This is a genomic window from Hymenobacter ruricola, assembly GCF_015694525.1.
In the GTDB taxonomy this organism is placed as follows: domain Bacteria; phylum Bacteroidota; class Bacteroidia; order Cytophagales; family Hymenobacteraceae; genus Hymenobacter; species Hymenobacter ruricola.
On the sequence record NZ_JADQDM010000007.1, the window covers coordinates 275,128 to 292,525 of the forward strand.

15 protein-coding genes and 1 pseudogene are annotated in these 17,398 nt (G+C 57.7%); 7 read left to right on the plus strand and 9 right to left on the minus strand.

Features of this window, described 5'->3' with window-relative positions; all coding sequences use genetic code 11:
- Positions 1–2 precede the first annotated feature (2 nt).
- The 9 genes and pseudogenes from I2H31_RS15530 to I2H31_RS15565 form a co-directional block, all read right to left on the minus strand.
- A complete protein-coding gene (locus I2H31_RS15530) occupies positions 3–2,009 on the minus strand; it encodes an AAA family ATPase (protein ID WP_196293953.1) in 2,007 nt (668 codons plus the stop codon).
- 41 nt (positions 2,010–2,050) lie between these two features.
- Positions 2,051–2,635 (minus strand): hypothetical protein, encoded by a 585-nt coding sequence (locus I2H31_RS15535; protein ID WP_196293954.1) that lies wholly within the window; start codon positions 2,633–2,635, stop codon positions 2,051–2,053.
- A complete protein-coding gene (locus tag I2H31_RS15540) occupies positions 2,619–3,719 on the minus strand; it encodes an AAA family ATPase (RefSeq protein WP_196293955.1) in 1,101 nt (366 codons plus the stop codon). Before I2H31_RS15540 ends, I2H31_RS15535 begins: the two co-directional genes overlap by 17 nt.
- Before the next feature lie 16 nt (positions 3,720–3,735).
- Positions 3,736–3,945 (minus strand): hypothetical protein, encoded by a 210-nt coding sequence (locus I2H31_RS15545; RefSeq protein WP_196293956.1) that lies wholly within the window; start codon positions 3,943–3,945, stop codon positions 3,736–3,738.
- 65 nt (positions 3,946–4,010) lie between these two features.
- Complete coding sequence (locus I2H31_RS15550; RefSeq protein WP_196293957.1) at positions 4,011–6,356, minus strand: DEAD/DEAH box helicase family protein; 2,346 nt, start codon at positions 6,354–6,356, stop codon at positions 4,011–4,013.
- Positions 6,357–6,459: 103 nt separating this feature from the next.
- Entirely contained in the window at positions 6,460–7,173 is a 714-nt protein-coding gene (locus I2H31_RS25820) for a hypothetical protein (protein ID WP_394368965.1), read from the minus strand.
- A gap of 42 nt (positions 7,174–7,215) precedes the next feature.
- Positions 7,216–8,337, minus strand: a pseudogene (locus I2H31_RS25825) (site-specific DNA-methyltransferase); the annotation flags it as partial.
- A 66-nt stretch (positions 8,338–8,403) separates the two neighbouring features.
- Positions 8,404–10,299, minus strand: a complete 1,896-nt coding sequence (locus I2H31_RS15560; protein WP_196293959.1) for a site-specific DNA-methyltransferase — start codon at positions 10,297–10,299, stop codon at positions 8,404–8,406.
- 142 nt (positions 10,300–10,441) lie between these two features.
- A complete protein-coding gene (locus tag I2H31_RS15565) occupies positions 10,442–11,704 on the minus strand; it encodes a phospholipase D-like domain-containing protein (RefSeq protein WP_196293960.1) in 1,263 nt (420 codons plus the stop codon).
- Positions 11,705–11,810: 106 nt separating this feature from the next.
- Between I2H31_RS15565 and I2H31_RS15570 the strand changes: the two genes are divergently transcribed.
- The 7 genes from I2H31_RS15570 to I2H31_RS15600 all read left to right on the plus strand — a co-directional run bounded on the left by I2H31_RS15570 (position 11,811) and on the right by I2H31_RS15600 (position 17,213).
- Positions 11,811–12,161, plus strand: coding sequence for a hypothetical protein (locus I2H31_RS15570; protein WP_196293961.1), 351 nt, complete (start codon positions 11,811–11,813; stop codon positions 12,159–12,161).
- Between the two features lie 63 nt (positions 12,162–12,224).
- Positions 12,225–12,800 (plus strand): hypothetical protein, encoded by a 576-nt coding sequence (locus I2H31_RS15575; RefSeq protein WP_196293962.1) that lies wholly within the window; start codon positions 12,225–12,227, stop codon positions 12,798–12,800.
- 6 nt (positions 12,801–12,806) lie between these two features.
- The gene (locus I2H31_RS15580; protein ID WP_196293963.1) at positions 12,807–14,249 is read left to right on the plus strand and encodes an AAA family ATPase; all 1,443 of its coding nucleotides are present in this window, start codon (positions 12,807–12,809) and stop codon (positions 14,247–14,249) included.
- Entirely contained in the window at positions 14,249–15,349 is a 1,101-nt protein-coding gene (locus I2H31_RS15585; RefSeq protein WP_196293964.1) for a 5-methylcytosine restriction system specificity protein McrC, read from the plus strand. The genes I2H31_RS15580 and I2H31_RS15585 overlap by 1 nt, the downstream gene beginning before the upstream one ends.
- Positions 15,350–15,853: 504 nt before the next feature.
- The gene (locus I2H31_RS15590) at positions 15,854–16,123 is read left to right on the plus strand and encodes a ParB N-terminal domain-containing protein (RefSeq protein ID WP_196293965.1); all 270 of its coding nucleotides are present in this window, start codon (positions 15,854–15,856) and stop codon (positions 16,121–16,123) included.
- Positions 16,124–16,170: 47 nt separating this feature from the next.
- Entirely contained in the window at positions 16,171–16,536 is a 366-nt protein-coding gene (locus I2H31_RS15595; protein WP_196293966.1) for a hypothetical protein, read from the plus strand.
- Complete coding sequence (locus I2H31_RS15600) at positions 16,533–17,213, plus strand: RNA polymerase sigma factor (protein WP_196293967.1); 681 nt, start codon at positions 16,533–16,535, stop codon at positions 17,211–17,213. The genes I2H31_RS15595 and I2H31_RS15600 overlap by 4 nt, the downstream gene beginning before the upstream one ends.
- Positions 17,214–17,398: the final 185 nt, after the last annotated feature.

Genomic DNA, 17,398 nt, shown 5'->3' on the forward strand with positions numbered 1-17,398 from the left:
CGTTAGTCGAGCACCGGGAACTGACCGAAGTAGCCCGGCTGCACGTCGGTGCACTGGTTTTGCTTGTCGCGGGCCAGGGTATAGGTGCGGGCCAGGAAGGGCTGGATGCGCTTGAGGTCTTCGCCCAAGCGGATTTCGCTGTCGGAGCTGAGCAGAATGGTTTGGTGCGACACGCGGGGGAAATAGCTTTCGAGCATGGTAGCCCGGCTGCTTTCGTCGAGCACGCCCATCACGGTGTCAATCATCACGGGCGGGTCGTAGTCGCCGAACTCGTGCAGGGCTTTGAGCAGACACTGCACCACCACTTGCTTCGAGGCCGTGTTGAGTTGGTCGAGGTAGATTTCGTTGCCGGCGGTGTGGTAGAGTCGGAACGTGAGGTCGCGCAGCTCTTCCGACAGCTCCACGCGCTCAATCACGCCGGCGTAGGCTACCAGGTTCATGTTGAGGTCGGCCAGCATCTGGGACTCAATCTGCTTTTTCTTGGTGCGCAGCAGCGTGTTGGCTACTTCGCGGAAGAAAGGCTGGAGCTTTTGCAGCGCATCGAAGCGGGGGTCGGGCTCGTTTTCGACCTGAATATCGAATTGGTGAATGCGGTCGACTAGGCGCTTCAGGGCTTCGCGCAACTCTTTCAACTCACCCTCCTGGTGCTTGATATCGGCTTCGTTCTGCTCATAGGCCTTGAGCACGGTGTAATCGTGCCCGGAAATCTGGGCCTTGAATTCCTCAATCTGACTTTCTTGGCGGTTGAGCGTCGCCAGCGCCTCCTGCAACTCGGGCTGCTGGGCCGCCAGGGGCGGGAACGGATTGGCAAAGCTGGAATGCAGCAGCGTGGTGAGGGCCCGCACCTCGGCCGGGTCGAGAAAGGCGTAGGGATTGGGCGCGGATGGAGTTGGCTGAGCGGTTTGCAAATGGCGCAGAATGGCGCTGGTATTGGGCGCGGCTTCGGTCAAGGCGCGCTGCTCTTGCAGGTAGGCCAGTACCTGCGTCACGAGTCGGTCAAGCAACTCGGGGCCGAGTTGCTGGCCGCGCTGGTCGTCCTGCTGCTGTTGGCTCTGCACGACCAGGGCAATTTCGGCCCGAAAAGCTTGGTGCAGCTGTGGCAAACCCACATGGGTTTCGAGGCTGCGCACGAAGCTTTCCACGCCCTCGCGGTAGGTGCGCTGGCGTTCAAGCGTGCTGGCCATCTGCCCCTGAATGGTTTTAATTTTCTGGTTGAGGGTTTCCTCGGCGTTGAGGCCGCTTTGCAGCTGCTGGTAGGTTTCCTGGTGCTCGACGGAGTAGCGGCGGTTTTGCAGCAGACGGTCGTCGAGCTTGCTGATTTTTTCTTCCAGCGTCAGCTTGTCAGTAGTCAGGCGCTTGTATTCGTCCTTCTCCTTGTCCAGTTCCAACCTGTTGGCGGTGTGTTGCTGCATCAGCAGCTCGGCCCCGTGCGCCAGCTGGTTGTACTTCTGGAAGCCCATCACGTTCTCGATGTTATCCTTGATAACGCGGTTGAGCTGGTCCTGCTTGAGCAGGTTACCCGACTCCATGGCATCGAACAGGAAGTAGCGGCTAAGCTCCTGGGGCAGATTGGCTTTGATGATTTTGTTGACCTCGGCTTCGGCCCGGACCCGGTCCTTAGGGGCCATGGCGGTGCCGTAGGTGAATATAGTGCCGTCCATGTTCAGCGAAACCGACTCGACCGGCTGGCGGCTGGGGTTGAGCATGTAGGTGCGCTTGAGCACGTACTGCTGCTCCTGCTGGAGCACCTTGCCCGCGAAGTGCAACTCCAGCACAATGTGGGTTTTCTCACGGTCGGTGACGCTGGCATTGAGCTGCTGCTCAAAGTCGCGGGCAGTCTTGATTTTCAGGCCGTACAGCCCGCCGTAGATAGCCTCAAACAGGGTGGTTTTGCCGCCGCCGTTGGCCCCACCGATGAGGATGATGGGCCGGTCGTCGGGCACGGTTAAGTCCAGGTCCAGGTTTTGGTAGGTTTTGAAGTGCTGGGCTTTGATGCGTTTGAGGAGCATGGGGCGGGTAGAAATTTATAAGCAATAGATTCGGGAAAGTTTCAGGCGGGCTTATGTACTACTTGCCAACCGGCAGAAGGCGGCACGCTGCTGGCATCGACCAGGGAGCAGCGAAACCCCAGGGGCTTAAGGGCACTTTTTAGTCGGCGCTCAATACCCTGGCGCTGGGTGGCACGTGTACTCAACGCATACTTGTAGCCTTTGTCGTTGGGACCACGCTTTACAGGGATTTGCTCCAAGAAAAGCACCGCTTCTAACTCCGTGGGCAAGTCAAGCAGTTGCTTACTAAAAAGTACCAACTCTGGGTCGCCGGCGCGCACGCCCAGATAGAGGCCGCTCAATGTATGCAGGGTTTTCTGCACAACTTCTAGCGGAAAATGTTCCTCTTCGATTTTCTTCTGCAAGTCGGCGTCGTCTTCTCGGAAGTCTTTTACTTCTATCAGAATAAGTCGCTGAATTGTAGCCATTGGGACAGCGACAATATCTACAGCTTTGATGCTGTTAATCGATTCCAGATTCTGTAAGTAGTAATTACGGGAAACAGGCTTGTCCTTTTCGCCATCGTACTTCACTGCATACCCTTGCGGAAATTGAAATTCAAAGTCGCCTTCAGGGATGTTCTGCATGGGTATCTTCGTTATCGAGTACGCGTTGAAAGCGGGTAGTTTGGGCTATTTCTTCGTCCAAAGCAACCAAGTGATTCAGTGTTTCCAAATCGTCAGTTTGCTCCACTTTGGTGTCACCCGCGTCAGATTGATACAGGCCAAAATAGCGCACGGTTGATTTCATATTGTGCGCCAGAATGTGTAATTCGTTGAGCAGAAACAAGCTATGCGTAGCTAGAATAATCTGGAATCCCTGCCGCCCTAGCTCAGTGAGTACAGCAGCCATTTTTTTGAGCAATGCGGGATTCAGGTTGGCTTCGGGCTCGTCCCAAAATAATGTTGTGCCTTTCGACAGACTACCATTATTTAGTAAGTAGGCAAGCGTAGCAATTTTGCGAATACCTTCCGCTACTAAATCAATTTCAAACCGTCCACCATCTACAATTAAATAGAAATGTCCTTGTTGATTTTTAACGGTTCCATTCATCATTTCTTCGAGCAAAGAAATCATTTCCCGAGCCTGTGTGAGCTTAGGCCCATTTAATAGCGGTTTTGCCAAACGGTCGCACAAGTCAGGGTAAGTCAAGTCAATTGACAGTTGGTAATCATTATATAGACTTTGCAAGCCAGGATAGAGTGAGAGTAACTCCTTTGTGGGAATGAAGACTGGGGCCACTGGCAAAAGCTTGGTTGGCGTATTCCCCTCAAGGCTTACCTCCGTTTTACTTCTGGTTGAAAAGCTGAAATTGATTTTCGCAGACTTTTCTTTGTCAAAATCAACTTCTACCTCTGTACGCGAATTTCCTTGGAGCCTACTAGCCAAGCGGCCAACTGTTACTGACCGGAAAACACCAAGCAAGTCTTCGGCCAGTTGACTCTGCCAAGTATCTTTTGGTAATGCTTGGTCGTTATCTAGCAACAGATTCAGCTTCGCAATCCGTGAGCTTTTAAGCCGATTACTGGTGCGGGCTACCGCATACCCCAACTTCAGCACGTGGCTCTTGCCCGTGCCGTTGGTACCCACCACTACGTTTAGCCCCGGCCCGAACTCGAAGTTGGCCTCGGCGAAAACGGTGAAATTCTTGACGTGCAAGCGTTTTAGCATGGTTCAAATCTAAGGGCTAAATCCGGTCCAGCTGCTCGTTGAGCAGGCGTTGGATGTCCTTGTCTTCCAGTGGCTCGTTGCGGACCTTTTTTTCGTGGTAGGCCTTGAGCACGCCATCGAGCCATTCTTCGGGCAGGCCGGCTTCGTGGGCGAGGCGGTGGATGAGGGCGAGGTCGTCTTTGCGGATGCCGTAGTGGACAAAAGTGGCGTCGAGTCCTTTATTCATATGGGTAACGGTAGCAGTCCATTGGGTGGGAGAAAGTACACGGCGGCGGAGCATGACGGCGGGCGTTATACGGCGGCGGGCACGGCGGCAAACAGGGCCGGGTTCAGCGCCTCCCAGCCGGCCAGGCTGTAGGCTTCCGGCAGAACGTCGGGGCTGTATTTCCACAGCTTGGTTTTCTGGTCACGGATAATGACACCGCCAACAGTAGAGCCAGGCTGCTGGGCGTTGCGCTTGGCAATCCAGGCGTGCAGGGCATTGTGCTTGGCGCGAAGGTGCGGGTCGGAGTCGAGTGTTTTGGTGTCGAACAGGCCGAGGGTGCCGTTGGCAAACTGGATGATGAAATCGACGAAGAAGGGGGCCAGCCGGGTTTCGCCGCGCTCGGTGCGGTGGTAAGCAACCGAGAAATCGGTGCGGGTGCCGGCGCCGTTCTTGTACCACCAGCGCAGGTGCTGGGCATGCTGGGCCTCTTCCAGGAAACGGATGAAATCCATTTCCTCTTTTGAGTCGGCCAAGTTGCCGTCGGGGCGGCGGCGCAGGTAGCTGGGCTGCAGGATGTGCGTGGGCGCGCAGGCGTACTCTTCGTAGAGGTCGTTGTAGTACTCAAACACGGGCACGTCCCACGTCACGGTTTCGACGGTGCGGACGCCGCCCTGCTTCTGGTGCAGGTAGTTGGCGTGGTCGGTCAGAGCCGTGTCAATCAGGGCATCCAGCTCAATTTCGTTTTGCGGGCAGAGCAGGAATTTGGTGGCTTTGATTTCGTCCCATTGCAGGTAGTCTTCGAGCAGCATGAGCAGGGCCATGCGCAGCACGGGCGTGCTGTCGGCGGGGGCATAAATGCCGCAACGCTTGCGGCAAAAGTGCTGGAGCAGCTGCTGGCGCTCGAAGGCCGTTTTGGCAAATTTTTGCCGGTGGCTGGCATCGATGTTGGTCTGGCCGACCTCGGCGTGGATGATGACGTCGCTGGGGATTTCAATGCTGATACTATCGACGTCGGTTTCCATGCCGCGCTGTTGAAGCTTCCCTTCATTAAAGGCATACAGCGTTTCACCATCTGCGCGCAGGTCGCGGCTGATTTCCCAGCGCTTCTCGGCGGCTTCGTACAGAATGCGCCGGAACTGCGAGCTGAGGCGGTTTCGTTTGTCGCGCTGGTTGGCCACATGCTCGGCCTGGAGCAGCAGCGGGGCGTAGTCGGCGCGGCGGTCGGCTTTGTTGAGGGAGAGGTAGTCGGCCGAGTCGGGCTCGATTTTGATGTTGTCCTTGGCCAGGTCGGTGTACACGTAGCCAAGGTTGAGCTCTTCCAGCCGGTAGTGCTGCTGCTCGGGCATGCGCAGAATGCGGCCCACGGTCTGGATGGTGAAGGACTCCTGCTTCAGCTCGCGGAAAATGAGGAGGACGGAGGCGCGGGGGCAGTCCCAGCCGAGAGCAATAGCCTGCTTGAACAACAGCACCTCTACCTTGCTGTTGGGTCGCTCGATGCCGTCGAGGTTGGTTTTCTCGCCAGCCAGCCACACGGCCAGGCGGCCATCGGCCTTGGTGATGCCTTCTACGGTTTCGAGGTGGGCCAGCATGGTGTCGCGCACGGTGCGGTCGAGCACGCTTTCCTTGGCCGTGTCGCTGGGCAGCTGAATAAGCAGCAATGGGTTGATATCTTTGCCGAGGGCGCGGTAGGAATCGGCCAGCTGCTGGCGGCGCTTGAGAGCCAGCTTGAGCAGCACAATGTTGAGGGTATCGCCCTGCTGCAGGGTGGCGTCGAGGTCGGGGTTGAGCACTACGCCGCGCTTTATCATTTCGGCCTGCACCACCTCGCCGCGCTTGATGATGACCTGGGCATCGGACTTGTAGAGCGGGGTGGCCGACACGTCGACTTCGACCACGGCCTGGAGCTGGTTGAGCACCTTCTGGGCTTTGTCGCCCTTGCTGGCGAAGAGGTGGGCTTCGTCGAGGATGACGACGACTTCGGTGCCGGTGAGCCTGGTTTGGGCAATGAGGCTCCTGAGGTTGCGCTGCTGCTCGTTATCCTTCACGAGCAGGTTTTTGTCGGAGCTGATGCTTTGCCAGTTCAGGAAGAGCAGCTCGTTGGGGCGCAGGTGGTTTTCGGTGAGGTCGTCGAACTGGACGGGGTGAATGGCGCGGGTGTCCTGAAAATACTGGCGCAGGGCGCCGTAACTCTGCAGGTGCAGGTGGCCGGGCGCAATCCAGATGAAGGCGAGCTGGCGCACGGGCAGCTCGGCGCGGTCGGGCAGCTCCTCGGCCAGGCGGCTGAGGAACTCGGCCATCACCACGGTTTTGCCGGCCCCGGTGGGGGCTTTGAGCACGAGCTTCTGGCGGCGCTGGTCGCGGGCCAGCAGGTCGTAGGTTTCGTCGAGGAGCTTATCGACGGCTTTGGACTGGTAGTTTCGTAACTGTATCATGGCGGGGAGTCGCCCTCCGGGGTCGCCTCACCTCCCGGCCCCCTCTCAACTGGAGAGGAGGAGACGGGCGAAGGGGAAGCGCAGGGGGCGGCATGAGGGTGGGCTAGAATAAGGTCAGGTTGCCGCGTTTGTCAGTTTTGGGCGCGGCGGCCAGGTCGGCTAGCTCGCCTGCTGGTTGGGCCGGGGCGCTGGGATTGGTGGCCTCGGCAGGCGGCGGCCCGGCGGGGGCTTCTTCGATGGGGCGCATGCTGCCTTCGGGCGGCAGCAGGTGCTGCCAGGCGCGGTAGAGGGCTTCGGGCAGGGCGCTGAGGCGGATGCGGGCAGCTACGGGCGCAAACTCGTCTTCGTAGGCATAGGAAGCGGCCGCAAACACGTAGACCGCGCACCAGGGCCGGCCGGCCGGGGCCTGGGCCGGCACGGGCAGGGCGGCTACGTAGGCGGCGGCTTCTTCCACGGCCAGGTCGTCGTAGACGATGACGGTGGCGCCGGTGGGGCTACCGAAGGCCCGGAACAACCCATCGGCCGGCAGGCCGGGCAGCGGGGTGTAGCAGTTTTCCTTGAGGCAGAGCAGGTCGGTGGCGCGGCGCACCAGCTCGCGCTTGTGGCGCAGGGTGGGCGTGCGCGGCACCGGGGCCACGCAGCGGAAGTAGCGCAGGCTGTTGTGCAGCAGGCCCGGTACGGCCACGCCTTTGGGCGTGGTGTAGCCCCGGATGACGCGGCGGTTGCGCTCGTAGGTCACCTGCTCGCAGATGTTGTTCTCGTTGTTGGTGACCAGGATGCAGCGGCGCGTGCCGCCGTCTTCGGCGTTCAGCGCCATCGTGGCGTGCAACGTGGTGCCGGAACCGGCGAAGAAGTCGAGGACAGTAGCGTTAGATTTTCCGCCTATTCTTAATATTCGCTCTAAAAGTGAAACTGGCTTTGGAGTATCAAAAGAAGAATTAAGTCCAAACGATTTTATCTCATCTTTTGCAGAATGATTATGCCCTACTTCTTCGCTCAACCATAAAGTAGGTGGTGGCATTGAAGCGTCATCTTCTTTCCACTGCTTTACAAATACGTCCCACTTGCCATTTTTATTGAGCCATTCAACATTTCCAAGTGCAACATTTTTATTGTAAGTATCTAAAGACCAACGCCAGCAGCTTTCTACACCATTAGGCTTAATTGGATAAACATCCGTACCGTCAGGCGCTGCAAGTGGATAAAATAATTTGGGACGGTCAGAGCGTAAGGAATTTGACCCTTCCTTGCGTAGCGACCTGCTACGATACGCTTTTCCTGTTTGAGTATCTATACTTTTAAATTGCTTATCTGATTGAGAAAAAGAGAGTTTAATTAATGATGTCTGTTCTGTTTTTCCATAACACAGAATATAATCGTGACTGACACTAAAGCTTTTTGCATCCATTCTTGGACTATAAACTTTCTGCCAAATAACATTTCCAATGAAATTCTCCTCCCCAAACACCTCGTCACAAAGCAGCTTGAGTTGCGCCTGCTCGTTGTCGTCGATGGAAATAAAAATCACCCCCGTTTCCTTGAGCAGGGTTTTGGCCAGCTTCAGGCGCTTGGCCATGAAGGAAAGCCACTTGGAGTGGCGGTAGCCGTCCTCGCGGTCCACGAACCGGTCGTTGTAGATGAAGTCCCGGTTGCCCGTGTTGTAGGGCGGGTCGATGTAGATGACATCCACTTGCGCCTCGTGGGTGTAGCTGAGCACGGTGAGGGCGTGCAGGTTGTCGCCCTCGATGAGCGTGTGCTGCGGGGCGTCGGCCGCGGCGGCGAGCAGGGCGCGGGCGGGCACTTCCTCCAGCACGGGCAGGAACTGGCGCAGGGTTTCTTCCACCGCTTCCGGCTTGTCCTCCCACACCAGTCCGTAGCGGCGCTGCTGGTCGAGGAGTTGCACGAGGGCGGCGCGGTCGGTATCGGAAAAATCGGGGTGGGCGAGCAGGCGGGCGCGAAGGTCGTCGGGCAGGAATGACATGCAGGAGAATAAATAGGAAAGCGGCCACCGGGGCCGCCAGGCAGCAAGGGAATCCGGAAGCGGCGGTTAAAAAAGCATCAGGTTGCCCCGCTTATCAACGATATGGGGGGCCGGCTCCGGCCGCGGCACGATGGGCGGCGCCGCAACGGGCGCGGGGTCGGCGGCGGTTTCGAAGGGCGCGGGCAACAGAGGCACCGCAGCCGGGGCCGCAACTCTTAACTCTTCACTCTCAACTCTTAACTCAGGAAGCAAATGCTGCCAGGCACGGTAGAGGGCTTCGGGTAGGGCGCTGAGGCGGATGCGGGCGGCCACGGCCGCAAACTCGTCTTCGTAGGCGTAGGAGGCAGCCGCAAACACGTAGACCGCGCAGGGTGGGGAGTTAAGCGTTAAGCGTTGAGCGTGAAGAGTTGGTTCGGGCAGGGCGGCCACGAAGGCGGCGGCTTCTTCCACGGCCAGGTCGTCGTACACGATAACCAGGTGGCCGGTGGGGCCGGCGAAGGCCCGGAAATCGGCGCCAGCGGGCGTGGGCAAGGCCTGAAAGCAGTTTTCTTTGAGGCAGAGCAGGTCGGTGGCGCGGCGCACCAGCTCGCGCTTGTGGCGCAGGGTGGGCGTGCGCGGCACCGGGGCCACGCAGCGGAAGTAGCGCAGGCTGTTGTTCGTCAGGCCCGGCACGGCCACGCCTTTGAGGGAGGTGTAGCCCTGGATGACGCGGCGGTTGCGCTCGTAGGTGATTTCCTCGGCAATGTTGTTCTCGTTGTTGGTCACCAGTACGCAACGGCGGCGGCCCCCGTCTTCGGCATTCAGCTGCATGGTGGCGTGCAGGGCGGTGCCGGAGCCGGCGAAGAAGTCGAGCACTACCGCGTCGGGCCGCTGGTAGCTGGCCGCCTGAATGAGCATTTTCAGCAGGTTGACGGGCTTGGAGTAGCTGAAGGGCCGGTCGGTGTGGAAGATGTTTTTCAGCAGCTCGTAAGCATCCTCGTTAGTGGCCCCGATTTCGCGGCCGTCGATGAACGACGGGAAGGCCTTGATGGACTCGTTGTTGGTGCGAATAACGCGGGGCTGCAGGTTGAGGGTATTAATCAGGACTTCGGTGTGGTTGCGGATTTCCTCATCGAGGTAGGCCTGCGACCAGACAAAGGGAGCTTCGAGCACGAAGCTGTTGCGGATGATGCCGCCCTGAACCTGAATGTCGGTGAGCAGGCGGCTGGCACTGGTGCCGTCGCCGTACACGCCCGGCTCGTAGGTGCCATCGGGCAGCTTGGTTTTCACCAGGTTGGCGGGAAAAGTGAGCTGCTTGACCGTGTTGGTGCGCTTGATGATGGGCTGCGACTCGGAGTTATCGGGCAGGCCACCGAAGAGCTTGAGAGGCTGGCTGTTCTTGTAAATCAGCACGTATTCCGTCAATGACACCAGTTCGTTGGCCAGAAACGAGCCTTTGCGCTTCTTGAACCAGCACACGTTGCCCACGAAGTTGTGCTCGCCAAACACTTGGTCGCAGAGCAGCTTCAGCGCGGCTTGCTCGTGGTCGTCAATGGAGATGAAGATGACGCCGGTAGGCTTGAGCAGGGCTTTGGCCAGCTTCAGCCGGCGGTTCATAAACGAGAGCCACTTGCTGTGCCGAAAGCCGTCGTCGGGGTCCACGAAGGAGTCGTTGTAGCTAAAATCCTGGTTGCCGGTATTGTAGGGCGGGTCGATGTAGATAACGTCGACCTTCGCCTCGTGGGTGTAGCCGAGCACGGTGAGGGCGTGCAGGTTGTCGCCCTCGATGAGTGCGTGCTGGGGCGCATCGGCGTCGGCGGCGAGCACGGCGCGGGCAGGCACTTCCTCGAGCACGGGCAGGAACCGGCGCAGGGTTTCTTCCGCCGCCTCCGGCTTGTCTTCCCACACCAGGCCGTAGCTTTGGGCAGTGGGGGCACTTGGCGGTGCGGCCGAAGCGGCGGACAGGGCAGAAATTGGATTCAAAACAGACAACTGATTAATGCCGCCTCGCCCTTGTTTGGCGCGGCCGACTTCCTAGCAAGTTAGCCCCATCTGCGGGAATGGGCAAGGGTTGCGGGCCAGCCGGGTGCTATGTAGCTGAGGACGTGCGGCGTTTGAAATGAGGCTAGCTCATGCGCCAGAAGGGCAGCGTGGGGCAATGCTCATAAAGGTGAGCTACCCGACGCGACACTCGCCGCATCTGGTTTGTGGGTCCTTCATAAAACGCCTCCACGTAGGCACGCAATTCGGCATAAGTATCATCGCCGGGCATTGAAAAATGATAGATAAAATCACCTTCGCCACTTGAAATGAAAGCGGCAATGGGCCTGGTAGTTGTCGGGTAATCTTTATCTTTTGCCGCGCCCAATTCTATTCTAAAATTGCGGCTTGCCGTGGTTATCGTTTTTCTAGCGGGCTCTTCGACAATTGATAAATCGGGTAATACATGCGCCAGATGGATAAAATGGTCTTCTCCCCATACAGTTCCACCAAAAAAATCGGTAAACGACGTTTCATCAAAGTTTGCTTGCTCCCACCGGCCGCCCCAGGGAGTGCCGGGTATTTCGGCTACTAATGCACGGGCATTTACCAGCAAAAAAGAATTGGGCGTAACAGGTGAAGCAACGGCCGCCGCAGCAGCTTGCGCAACTTCCGGCACTTCTATTTCTTCTTCCGTTTCCGGTTCATCCGGCTCAAATCCGGCCGGCACATCCTGCAATTTCGGGGCTGAAAACGGTTTTTTTGTGTCATCGCCCGCAACCGGAGCCCCGATGATGCCGCCTCCCGGCAATTTGGTTTTATACTTCTCCCGTTGTTGTTTTTCAGTAAGCAAGCCGTAGTTGACCACCAGCCAAGCAATGTATTCGTGGTCTAACGGACGCAGGTTTGCATCTTCCGCCGAGAATATATCGGCGAAGTACGTCTGAATCTGGCTTAGCAACTCCGCTCCCGCCGCCTCCGCATTGTCAAACTCAATGGCCAGCGCGCTTTCGACGTTTTGCACCAGCCCCAGCTTGGTCAGGTTATTCGACCCAACGATTACAAGCGTCTTTTCTGCGCCCCTAAACAGGTAAACTTTCGGATGGAAAGTATTACGAGCAGTGGTATGATATACATAGCAAGGCACTTCCCAACGAATCAGCTCTTCCAACGCTTCTTTCGACGTGCTGTCCTGGTCGATGCCTACCACGATTTGCACCGTTTCAAGGTGCGCTTTCCGGGCCTGCTTGAGGTGCTTTGTGAGCCGGGAAACCCCAGACCTACTCGCAAACGCCACCAGGCAGCGAAACTCCGTGTAAGCTTTGTTATTGAGCTGTTCCATCAGCTCCTGGGCCAGCGAGGTAGAAATGGCCGGGTTATAGCCCTGGCCAATGAAGCGAATATTCATGTAGAGAAATGCAGAAGAAACGTGGAAGTAACGCAGCGAAGCTACGCGACTTTTGTGGTTACTTCGCCGCCCGGTAACGCCGGTGATGACGCCCTTTTTAAATCGTATGCCCAACCTCTACCTCGAAGCCCAGTTGGCCGTGTACCGGCACCTACTGGCCCGCCACGCCCAGGACCCCACCTTCCGGTTTTCGCTGCGGCGGGCCTTCGGCAAAACGCCCACCGCGGCCCAGGGCCTCTTTACCGGCACAGCCAAATCGCGCTACTTTGCTTTTACGCTCTGGCATGTTCCCTTGGGGTATCCGGGAGCGGCGCAGGAGCTTATCAGCTACTTCATAAAGCTAGCTCCCGACGACACCTTTCGGCTAAGCGCCGAAGTGCTGGTGCCCCGCGAAGTGCCTGCCGACGGCGGCACCGAATGGCACGCGAACACCGCTGCCAGCCGCGACCTGGTGTGAGAGCTACAGCGCCAGGACTGGCCCGCCGGGGTGCAATGGGTGGCTGCCCCGTCCGCCAACAAAATGCTGGAACTGACTTACCGGGCCGCCAAAGACCTGCCCGATATTCCGGCCCTACTGGCGGCGCTCGACCAATTGCTCGACGCTACCCGGCCCGGCATCGACGCGGCTGTGGCGGCACACGCCGCCGCTACGCCCGGCTGGGTGGGGCACCCGTTCGCGGGGGTGCAATTTGAACAGATGCGTCAGCGAGCCGAAGCCAAATGCGCCGCCCTGCTGGCGGGGCACTACCCGGACGAGAAGCGTGCCCGCCACTACTGGACCACGCAAGTGGAAGCCGATTCAGAGGTATGGCCACGATTTCAGCAACAGGGCGAGGTTCGGCCGCTATTCGGGAAGCTGTTTGCTACCGAAACCGGCGACAGTGGCAAGGTATTGCCGCAGGCCCGGCCCGGCGACGTGGTACTAGTAACCCGCGGCCCCCGCCAGGTGCTGGGTGTGGGCGTGCTCACAGGCCGCTTCGCGACCGATGCGGCCGGGGCCTACTGCCCCACCGAGTGGCTGCTCACCACGCCCGTGGAGCTATCGGGCACGCCCTTCAACACCGGCCAGAGCCTCTGGAACCGCACCACGCAGTAGGACGCGGTGCGCGCGGCCTACGCCGACGTGGCTCCGGCCGACCTGGCCCGGCTAGAAGCGGTGCTGGCCGGCCAGCCCCACCTGACCGGCGCTGCCGAGGACGAACCCGAGGAAACAGAAGACTTGCCGGAGCCGGTCGCCTACTGGTGGCTGAACATCAACCCGAAATTCTGGAAAGTAACTGACTTTGAAGTGGGCCAGGAACAAACCTATACGAGCCACAACGACAATGGCAACAAGCGCAATGTGTACGCCCACTTCCAGAAAGTGCAGTCCGGCGACCTGGTGATTGGCTACGAAACCACGCCTACCAAGCGCGTGCGGGCCATTCTGGAAATAACAAAGGGACTGCATACGCCCGAAGACGGCGAGGAGCTTATCATTCTGCGGGTGAAGGAATTTGTGCGGGAAGAACTGACGCTGAAGCAGCTGCAGGAAATGCTGGAACTGGCCGACGCTGCCCCGCTGAAAGGGTCGCAGGGCAGCTTGTTTAAGCTCACCCAGATTGAATACAAGGCCATTGAGAAGCGGGCACAACGAATTGAAGCCCCACCCCTGCCTGCCTACACGCTGGCCGACGCAGAACAGGACTTGTTTCTGAGCACCGACGAGATACAGAACCTGCAAACGGCCCTTAAACGCAAGAAGAACCTGATTGTGCAGGGGCCGCCCGGCGTAGGCAAGACCTACGTGGCCCGCCGCCTGGCTTGGCTGCAAATGAAAGAAAAGGACGACAACCGGATACAGTTGGTGCAATTTCACCAGAGCTACAGCTATGAGGATTTTATCCGGGGCTGGCGGCCCACAGCTGGGGGCGCGTTTGAGTTGGCCAACGGCGTGTTTGTGGATTTCGTGCGCCGGGCGCAGCACGACCAGGCCCACGACTATTTCTTCCTCATCGACGAAATTAACCGGGGCAACCTGAGCAAGATTTTTGGGGAGCTGCTGATGCTGCTGGAAGCCGACAAGCGCGACCTGCAGTACGCCATGCCCCTCACCTACCGCAAGGAGGGCGAAGCGCCGTTCTACCTGCCGTCCAACCTGTTCGTGATTGGCACGATGAATACGGCCGACCGCTCGCTGGCGCTGGTGGACTACGCGCTGCGCCGGCGCTTCACCTTCGTAGAGCTGGAGCCCCACCTCGATGGCAAGCTGGCCGCCTATTTGCAGCACGCCGGAGTACCTGCCGGGCTGGCCGGCACGCCGCTCGAACGGGTGCAGAAGCTCAATCAGCAAATCATGAAAGACCGGAACCTGGGCGCGGGTTTCCAGATTGGGCACAGCTACTTCTGCGTGCCCTTGGGCGGCGAAGCGCCGGAGGCCTGGTGGCAGGCCATTGTGGCCCACGACCTGGCCCCGCTACTACGGGAATACTGGTTTGACGACCTGGAAGGCAAGAAGGCGGCCAGCGCCGTAGCTGCTCTGCTGGGCCAGACGCCGGCCGCCTAATGGAAATTCCGGTTCAAAACCTTTACCATCTGCTTACCTACGCCTGGGACCAGCTGGAAGAAGCGGAGCAGGTAAGCGTGACGGCCGAGTCCGCTGATACGCTGCTCGACCTGCTGGCCCGGGTACTGGTGCAGGGTACCTCCCACGTGCTGAAGCGGGGGTTGGCCCGCGACTACCTGCCCCAGCAGGAGCTGACCGGCCGCCTGCGCGGCAAGCTGCTGCTGGCCGACTCGATACGCCAGCAAACGCTGCCCACGGCCCGGGCCTGGTGCGCCTTCGACGAGCTGAGCCATGACGTGCTGGTAAACCGACTGCTCAAATCGGCCATTCACTATCTGCTGACGGCTCCCCAGCTGGCTTCCCCGCTACGCCAGGAGCTGCGGGCCTTGTACGTGCGCCTGGGCGACGTGACGCTGGTGCCGGTGCCCGATGTGCGCCAGTATGAGCAAGCACGGCTACACCGCCACACGGCGCACTACCGACTGCTGCTGAGCATCTGCCGACTGGTGCACGAGGAAGTATTGCTCACTCAGGAAGCTGGCGACCATCTATTTCGTGATTTCACGGGCAGCGATAAGCGGATGGCCGCCCTTTTTGAGCAATTTGTGCGCAACTTTTACCGGCATAAATACCTGTTAAAAGAGAGCAATTTTAAAGTGCAAGTCGAGCAATTGGAATGGGATGTGGAGGCGATTGGAACACTGGCGAAGGCCGTGTTGCCTAAGATGAAGACCGACGTATCGCTGACGGCGGCAAACGAAAAACTCATTATCGACTGCAAGTTTTACCGGAAGGCGCTGAAACCGCACTATAACAAGGAGAAGCTGATTTCGAGCAACCTGTACCAGTTGTATACCTATGTGGAGCACGCCCGCCGCCAAAAGCCCAAGCGGCGCGTGCGGGGTATGCTACTGTACCCGGTGGTACAGCAGCCACTATACTTACAGTATAAGCTAACCGGCACGGCTGACTGGCTAGAGGTGGCGACTATTGACTTAGGCCAGCACTGGAGCGGAGTGGAAAAGGACTTACTGGCGCTGCTGCAGTGGCCAGTTGAGCCAGAGGGTCCGGCGGAGGCAACTGATGGGCAAGCAGCGTAGTCGCGCTATACCCGGTATTTCAGCAGAAAGCCGGGCTGTACCTCCACAAACCCAAACTCACTGAGCGGGTGGTACTCAAAGCGACGGGGCTGGCCCATGTTGTTCCAGCCTTCAGGGCAGTACAAACGAGTTGCCGAGCGTGAGCCTGGTGATTTGGCCGTCTTATGAACTACCTGTGATACAATAAAGACGATGTATGCCAGAATGGTTGACTTGTCTGAGATTACATAAAATTGCCGATACATGTAGGAAATAGAGCGACCGTAGGTTTGTGGCTCACTGATTCACTGCGTGATTATGTCAATCGAAAGTCTAGCTGCGCCAGCATCGGGTCGCAGCTTCTCTGACCTCGCCCTCGAACTAGGGGTAGCTATTCCCACTGATGGAAGCCATAGGGTTAGACAAGCTGCCTCAGTTACGGCTCTTGATTTGCCGGTGCCAACTCCATCTAGTCTGAAACCTGGTGAAGTGTATTCTACCACCGAATACACCTTATTTCACCTATTGCCTGAAAACCGCATGGTTGACCAACGGCATGTGCGCAAGTTGGTGGCGCAGATTGCCAAAGAAAATCTGCTTCACATCAAACCCCTTGATGTAACTGCCAATTTGGGGGTTATTGATGGACAGCACCGCTTAGCCGCCGCCCGCCTGCTGGGTTTACCCATCTTCTACCGTGTTTCATCAGAACTCGGGGGCCAGCATATTGCTTCGCTGAATACCACCAGCAAAAACTGGCAGGCACTGATTATCTACATCACTGGACGGTATTAGGCAAGCAGGATTACCAGCTACTGACAGACTTTATGAAGCGACATCCCATGATTAGCTTCTCGAATGCGAAAGCAATGTTGGCCGCCAACTCCGATAAGAATGCCGAGGAATTTAAAGCTGGCTTATATCATGCCTGTGATGCTCATAATGCCGAGACTGTGGCAAACCTGGCCGAGCTTATCAAAGCCGAAGCAAACTTCAAATATGCTTTTGACACCCGCTTCGTCGCATCCATGTACTATTGCATCACGGCGGTAAAAGGATTCGACCCAAAAGTTTTTATGCGCAAGCTGTTGCACAACCCCAAAGCACTTGTGCGTTGCGCTACGCACAAGCAGTACATGGAAATGCTCTCCGGCATTTATAACTATAAAACTACTGAAACCCATAAAGTACGCTTCTTGCTAGCATGAGCATCCGCGACGAACAGGATGCGCGTCACCAAGCGGTAGTGCGTGCCTATTATGAAACAAACGACAGCACATTACTGGGCCCGATGCTAACCGAGTTGTGTACACGCTTGGAAAAGTTCCTGTGCTACAAGGGGCTGCGTGACAAGGACCTATTAAATGATTTAGTACAGGACACCATGATTGCTGTCCTGACTGACCTGCGTCATCATAAGTATGCCGGTACGGGCTCTGTGGCATCTTGGGTTAATCAGATTGGCTGGCATTTATACTGCCAATACCTCCGGCGTAAGACCAATCATATTACCCAACCGGGTGTTCGCGATAACCCTTTCTTTGGACTGTCGCTGTTAGAAACGATGGACGAACTACCCGCTACCGAGGATGAGGACTGTGCCAAAGCTTTGGTAATAGCCGCTACTGAATTCGTGCTACGGCTGGATGCCGATATCCGTATACCCCTGGCACTGTACTGTTTTCGAGCTATGCCGGTAGCAGAAGCCGCCCAACAGTTGGGAATTACGTCCCACCAATTCCGCGCCCGTGTGGGCCAAGGCATGGCATTGCTGGCTAATTGGGGGAATACTCAAGCCATGCCTACAGGCGGCACTTGGTCTGCAGTGCGCCACCTTGATACCGGGCCCCTATTTCAGAAGCCAGCTATGCCTTCGGATAATTAGAACCTATTTATCATGCCCACTTGACAGATTTTTTCGTGCTAATAACAGCATATGGTCAGTAAGCAAAAAGACATTGTATAATAAGACGGTGTTATGCACCTGTGAGCGAAATTAGCGGGTATGGAAATTACCCGCCGAGGCTATCCCAGCGACGTGACCGACGACGAATGGGCTTTTTGGCTGCC

Excerpts from the sequence above, each read along its gene's own strand:
- I2H31_RS15545 (WP_196293956.1), bottom strand. The coding sequence starts at position 3,945 with ATGAATAAAGGACTCGACGCCACTTTTGTCCACTACGGCATCCGCAAA.
- I2H31_RS15565 (WP_196293960.1), bottom strand. The coding sequence starts at position 11,704 with ATGAATATTCGCTTCATTGGCCAGGGCTATAACCCGGCCATTTCTACC.
- I2H31_RS25820 (WP_394368965.1), bottom strand. The coding sequence starts at position 7,173 with ATGGCGCTGAACGCCGAAGACGGCGGCACGCGCCGCTGCATCCTGGTC.
- I2H31_RS15570 (WP_196293961.1), top strand. The coding sequence starts at position 11,811 with ATGCCCAACCTCTACCTCGAAGCCCAGTTGGCCGTGTACCGGCACCTA.
- I2H31_RS15550 (WP_196293957.1), bottom strand. The coding sequence starts at position 6,356 with ATGATACAGTTACGAAACTACCAGTCCAAAGCCGTCGATAAGCTCCTC.
- I2H31_RS15595 (WP_196293966.1), top strand. The coding sequence starts at position 16,171 with ATGATTAGCTTCTCGAATGCGAAAGCAATGTTGGCCGCCAACTCCGAT.
- I2H31_RS15530 (WP_196293953.1), bottom strand. The coding sequence starts at position 2,009 with ATGCTCCTCAAACGCATCAAAGCCCAGCACTTCAAAACCTACCAAAAC.
- I2H31_RS15600 (WP_196293967.1), top strand. The coding sequence starts at position 16,533 with ATGAGCATCCGCGACGAACAGGATGCGCGTCACCAAGCGGTAGTGCGT.
- I2H31_RS15540 (WP_196293955.1), bottom strand. The coding sequence starts at position 3,719 with ATGCTAAAACGCTTGCACGTCAAGAATTTCACCGTTTTCGCCGAGGCC.
- I2H31_RS15575 (WP_196293962.1), top strand. The coding sequence starts at position 12,225 with ATGCTGGAACTGACTTACCGGGCCGCCAAAGACCTGCCCGATATTCCG.
- I2H31_RS15535 (WP_196293954.1), bottom strand. The coding sequence starts at position 2,635 with ATGCAGAACATCCCTGAAGGCGACTTTGAATTTCAATTTCCGCAAGGG.
- I2H31_RS15585 (WP_196293964.1), top strand. The coding sequence starts at position 14,249 with ATGGAAATTCCGGTTCAAAACCTTTACCATCTGCTTACCTACGCCTGG.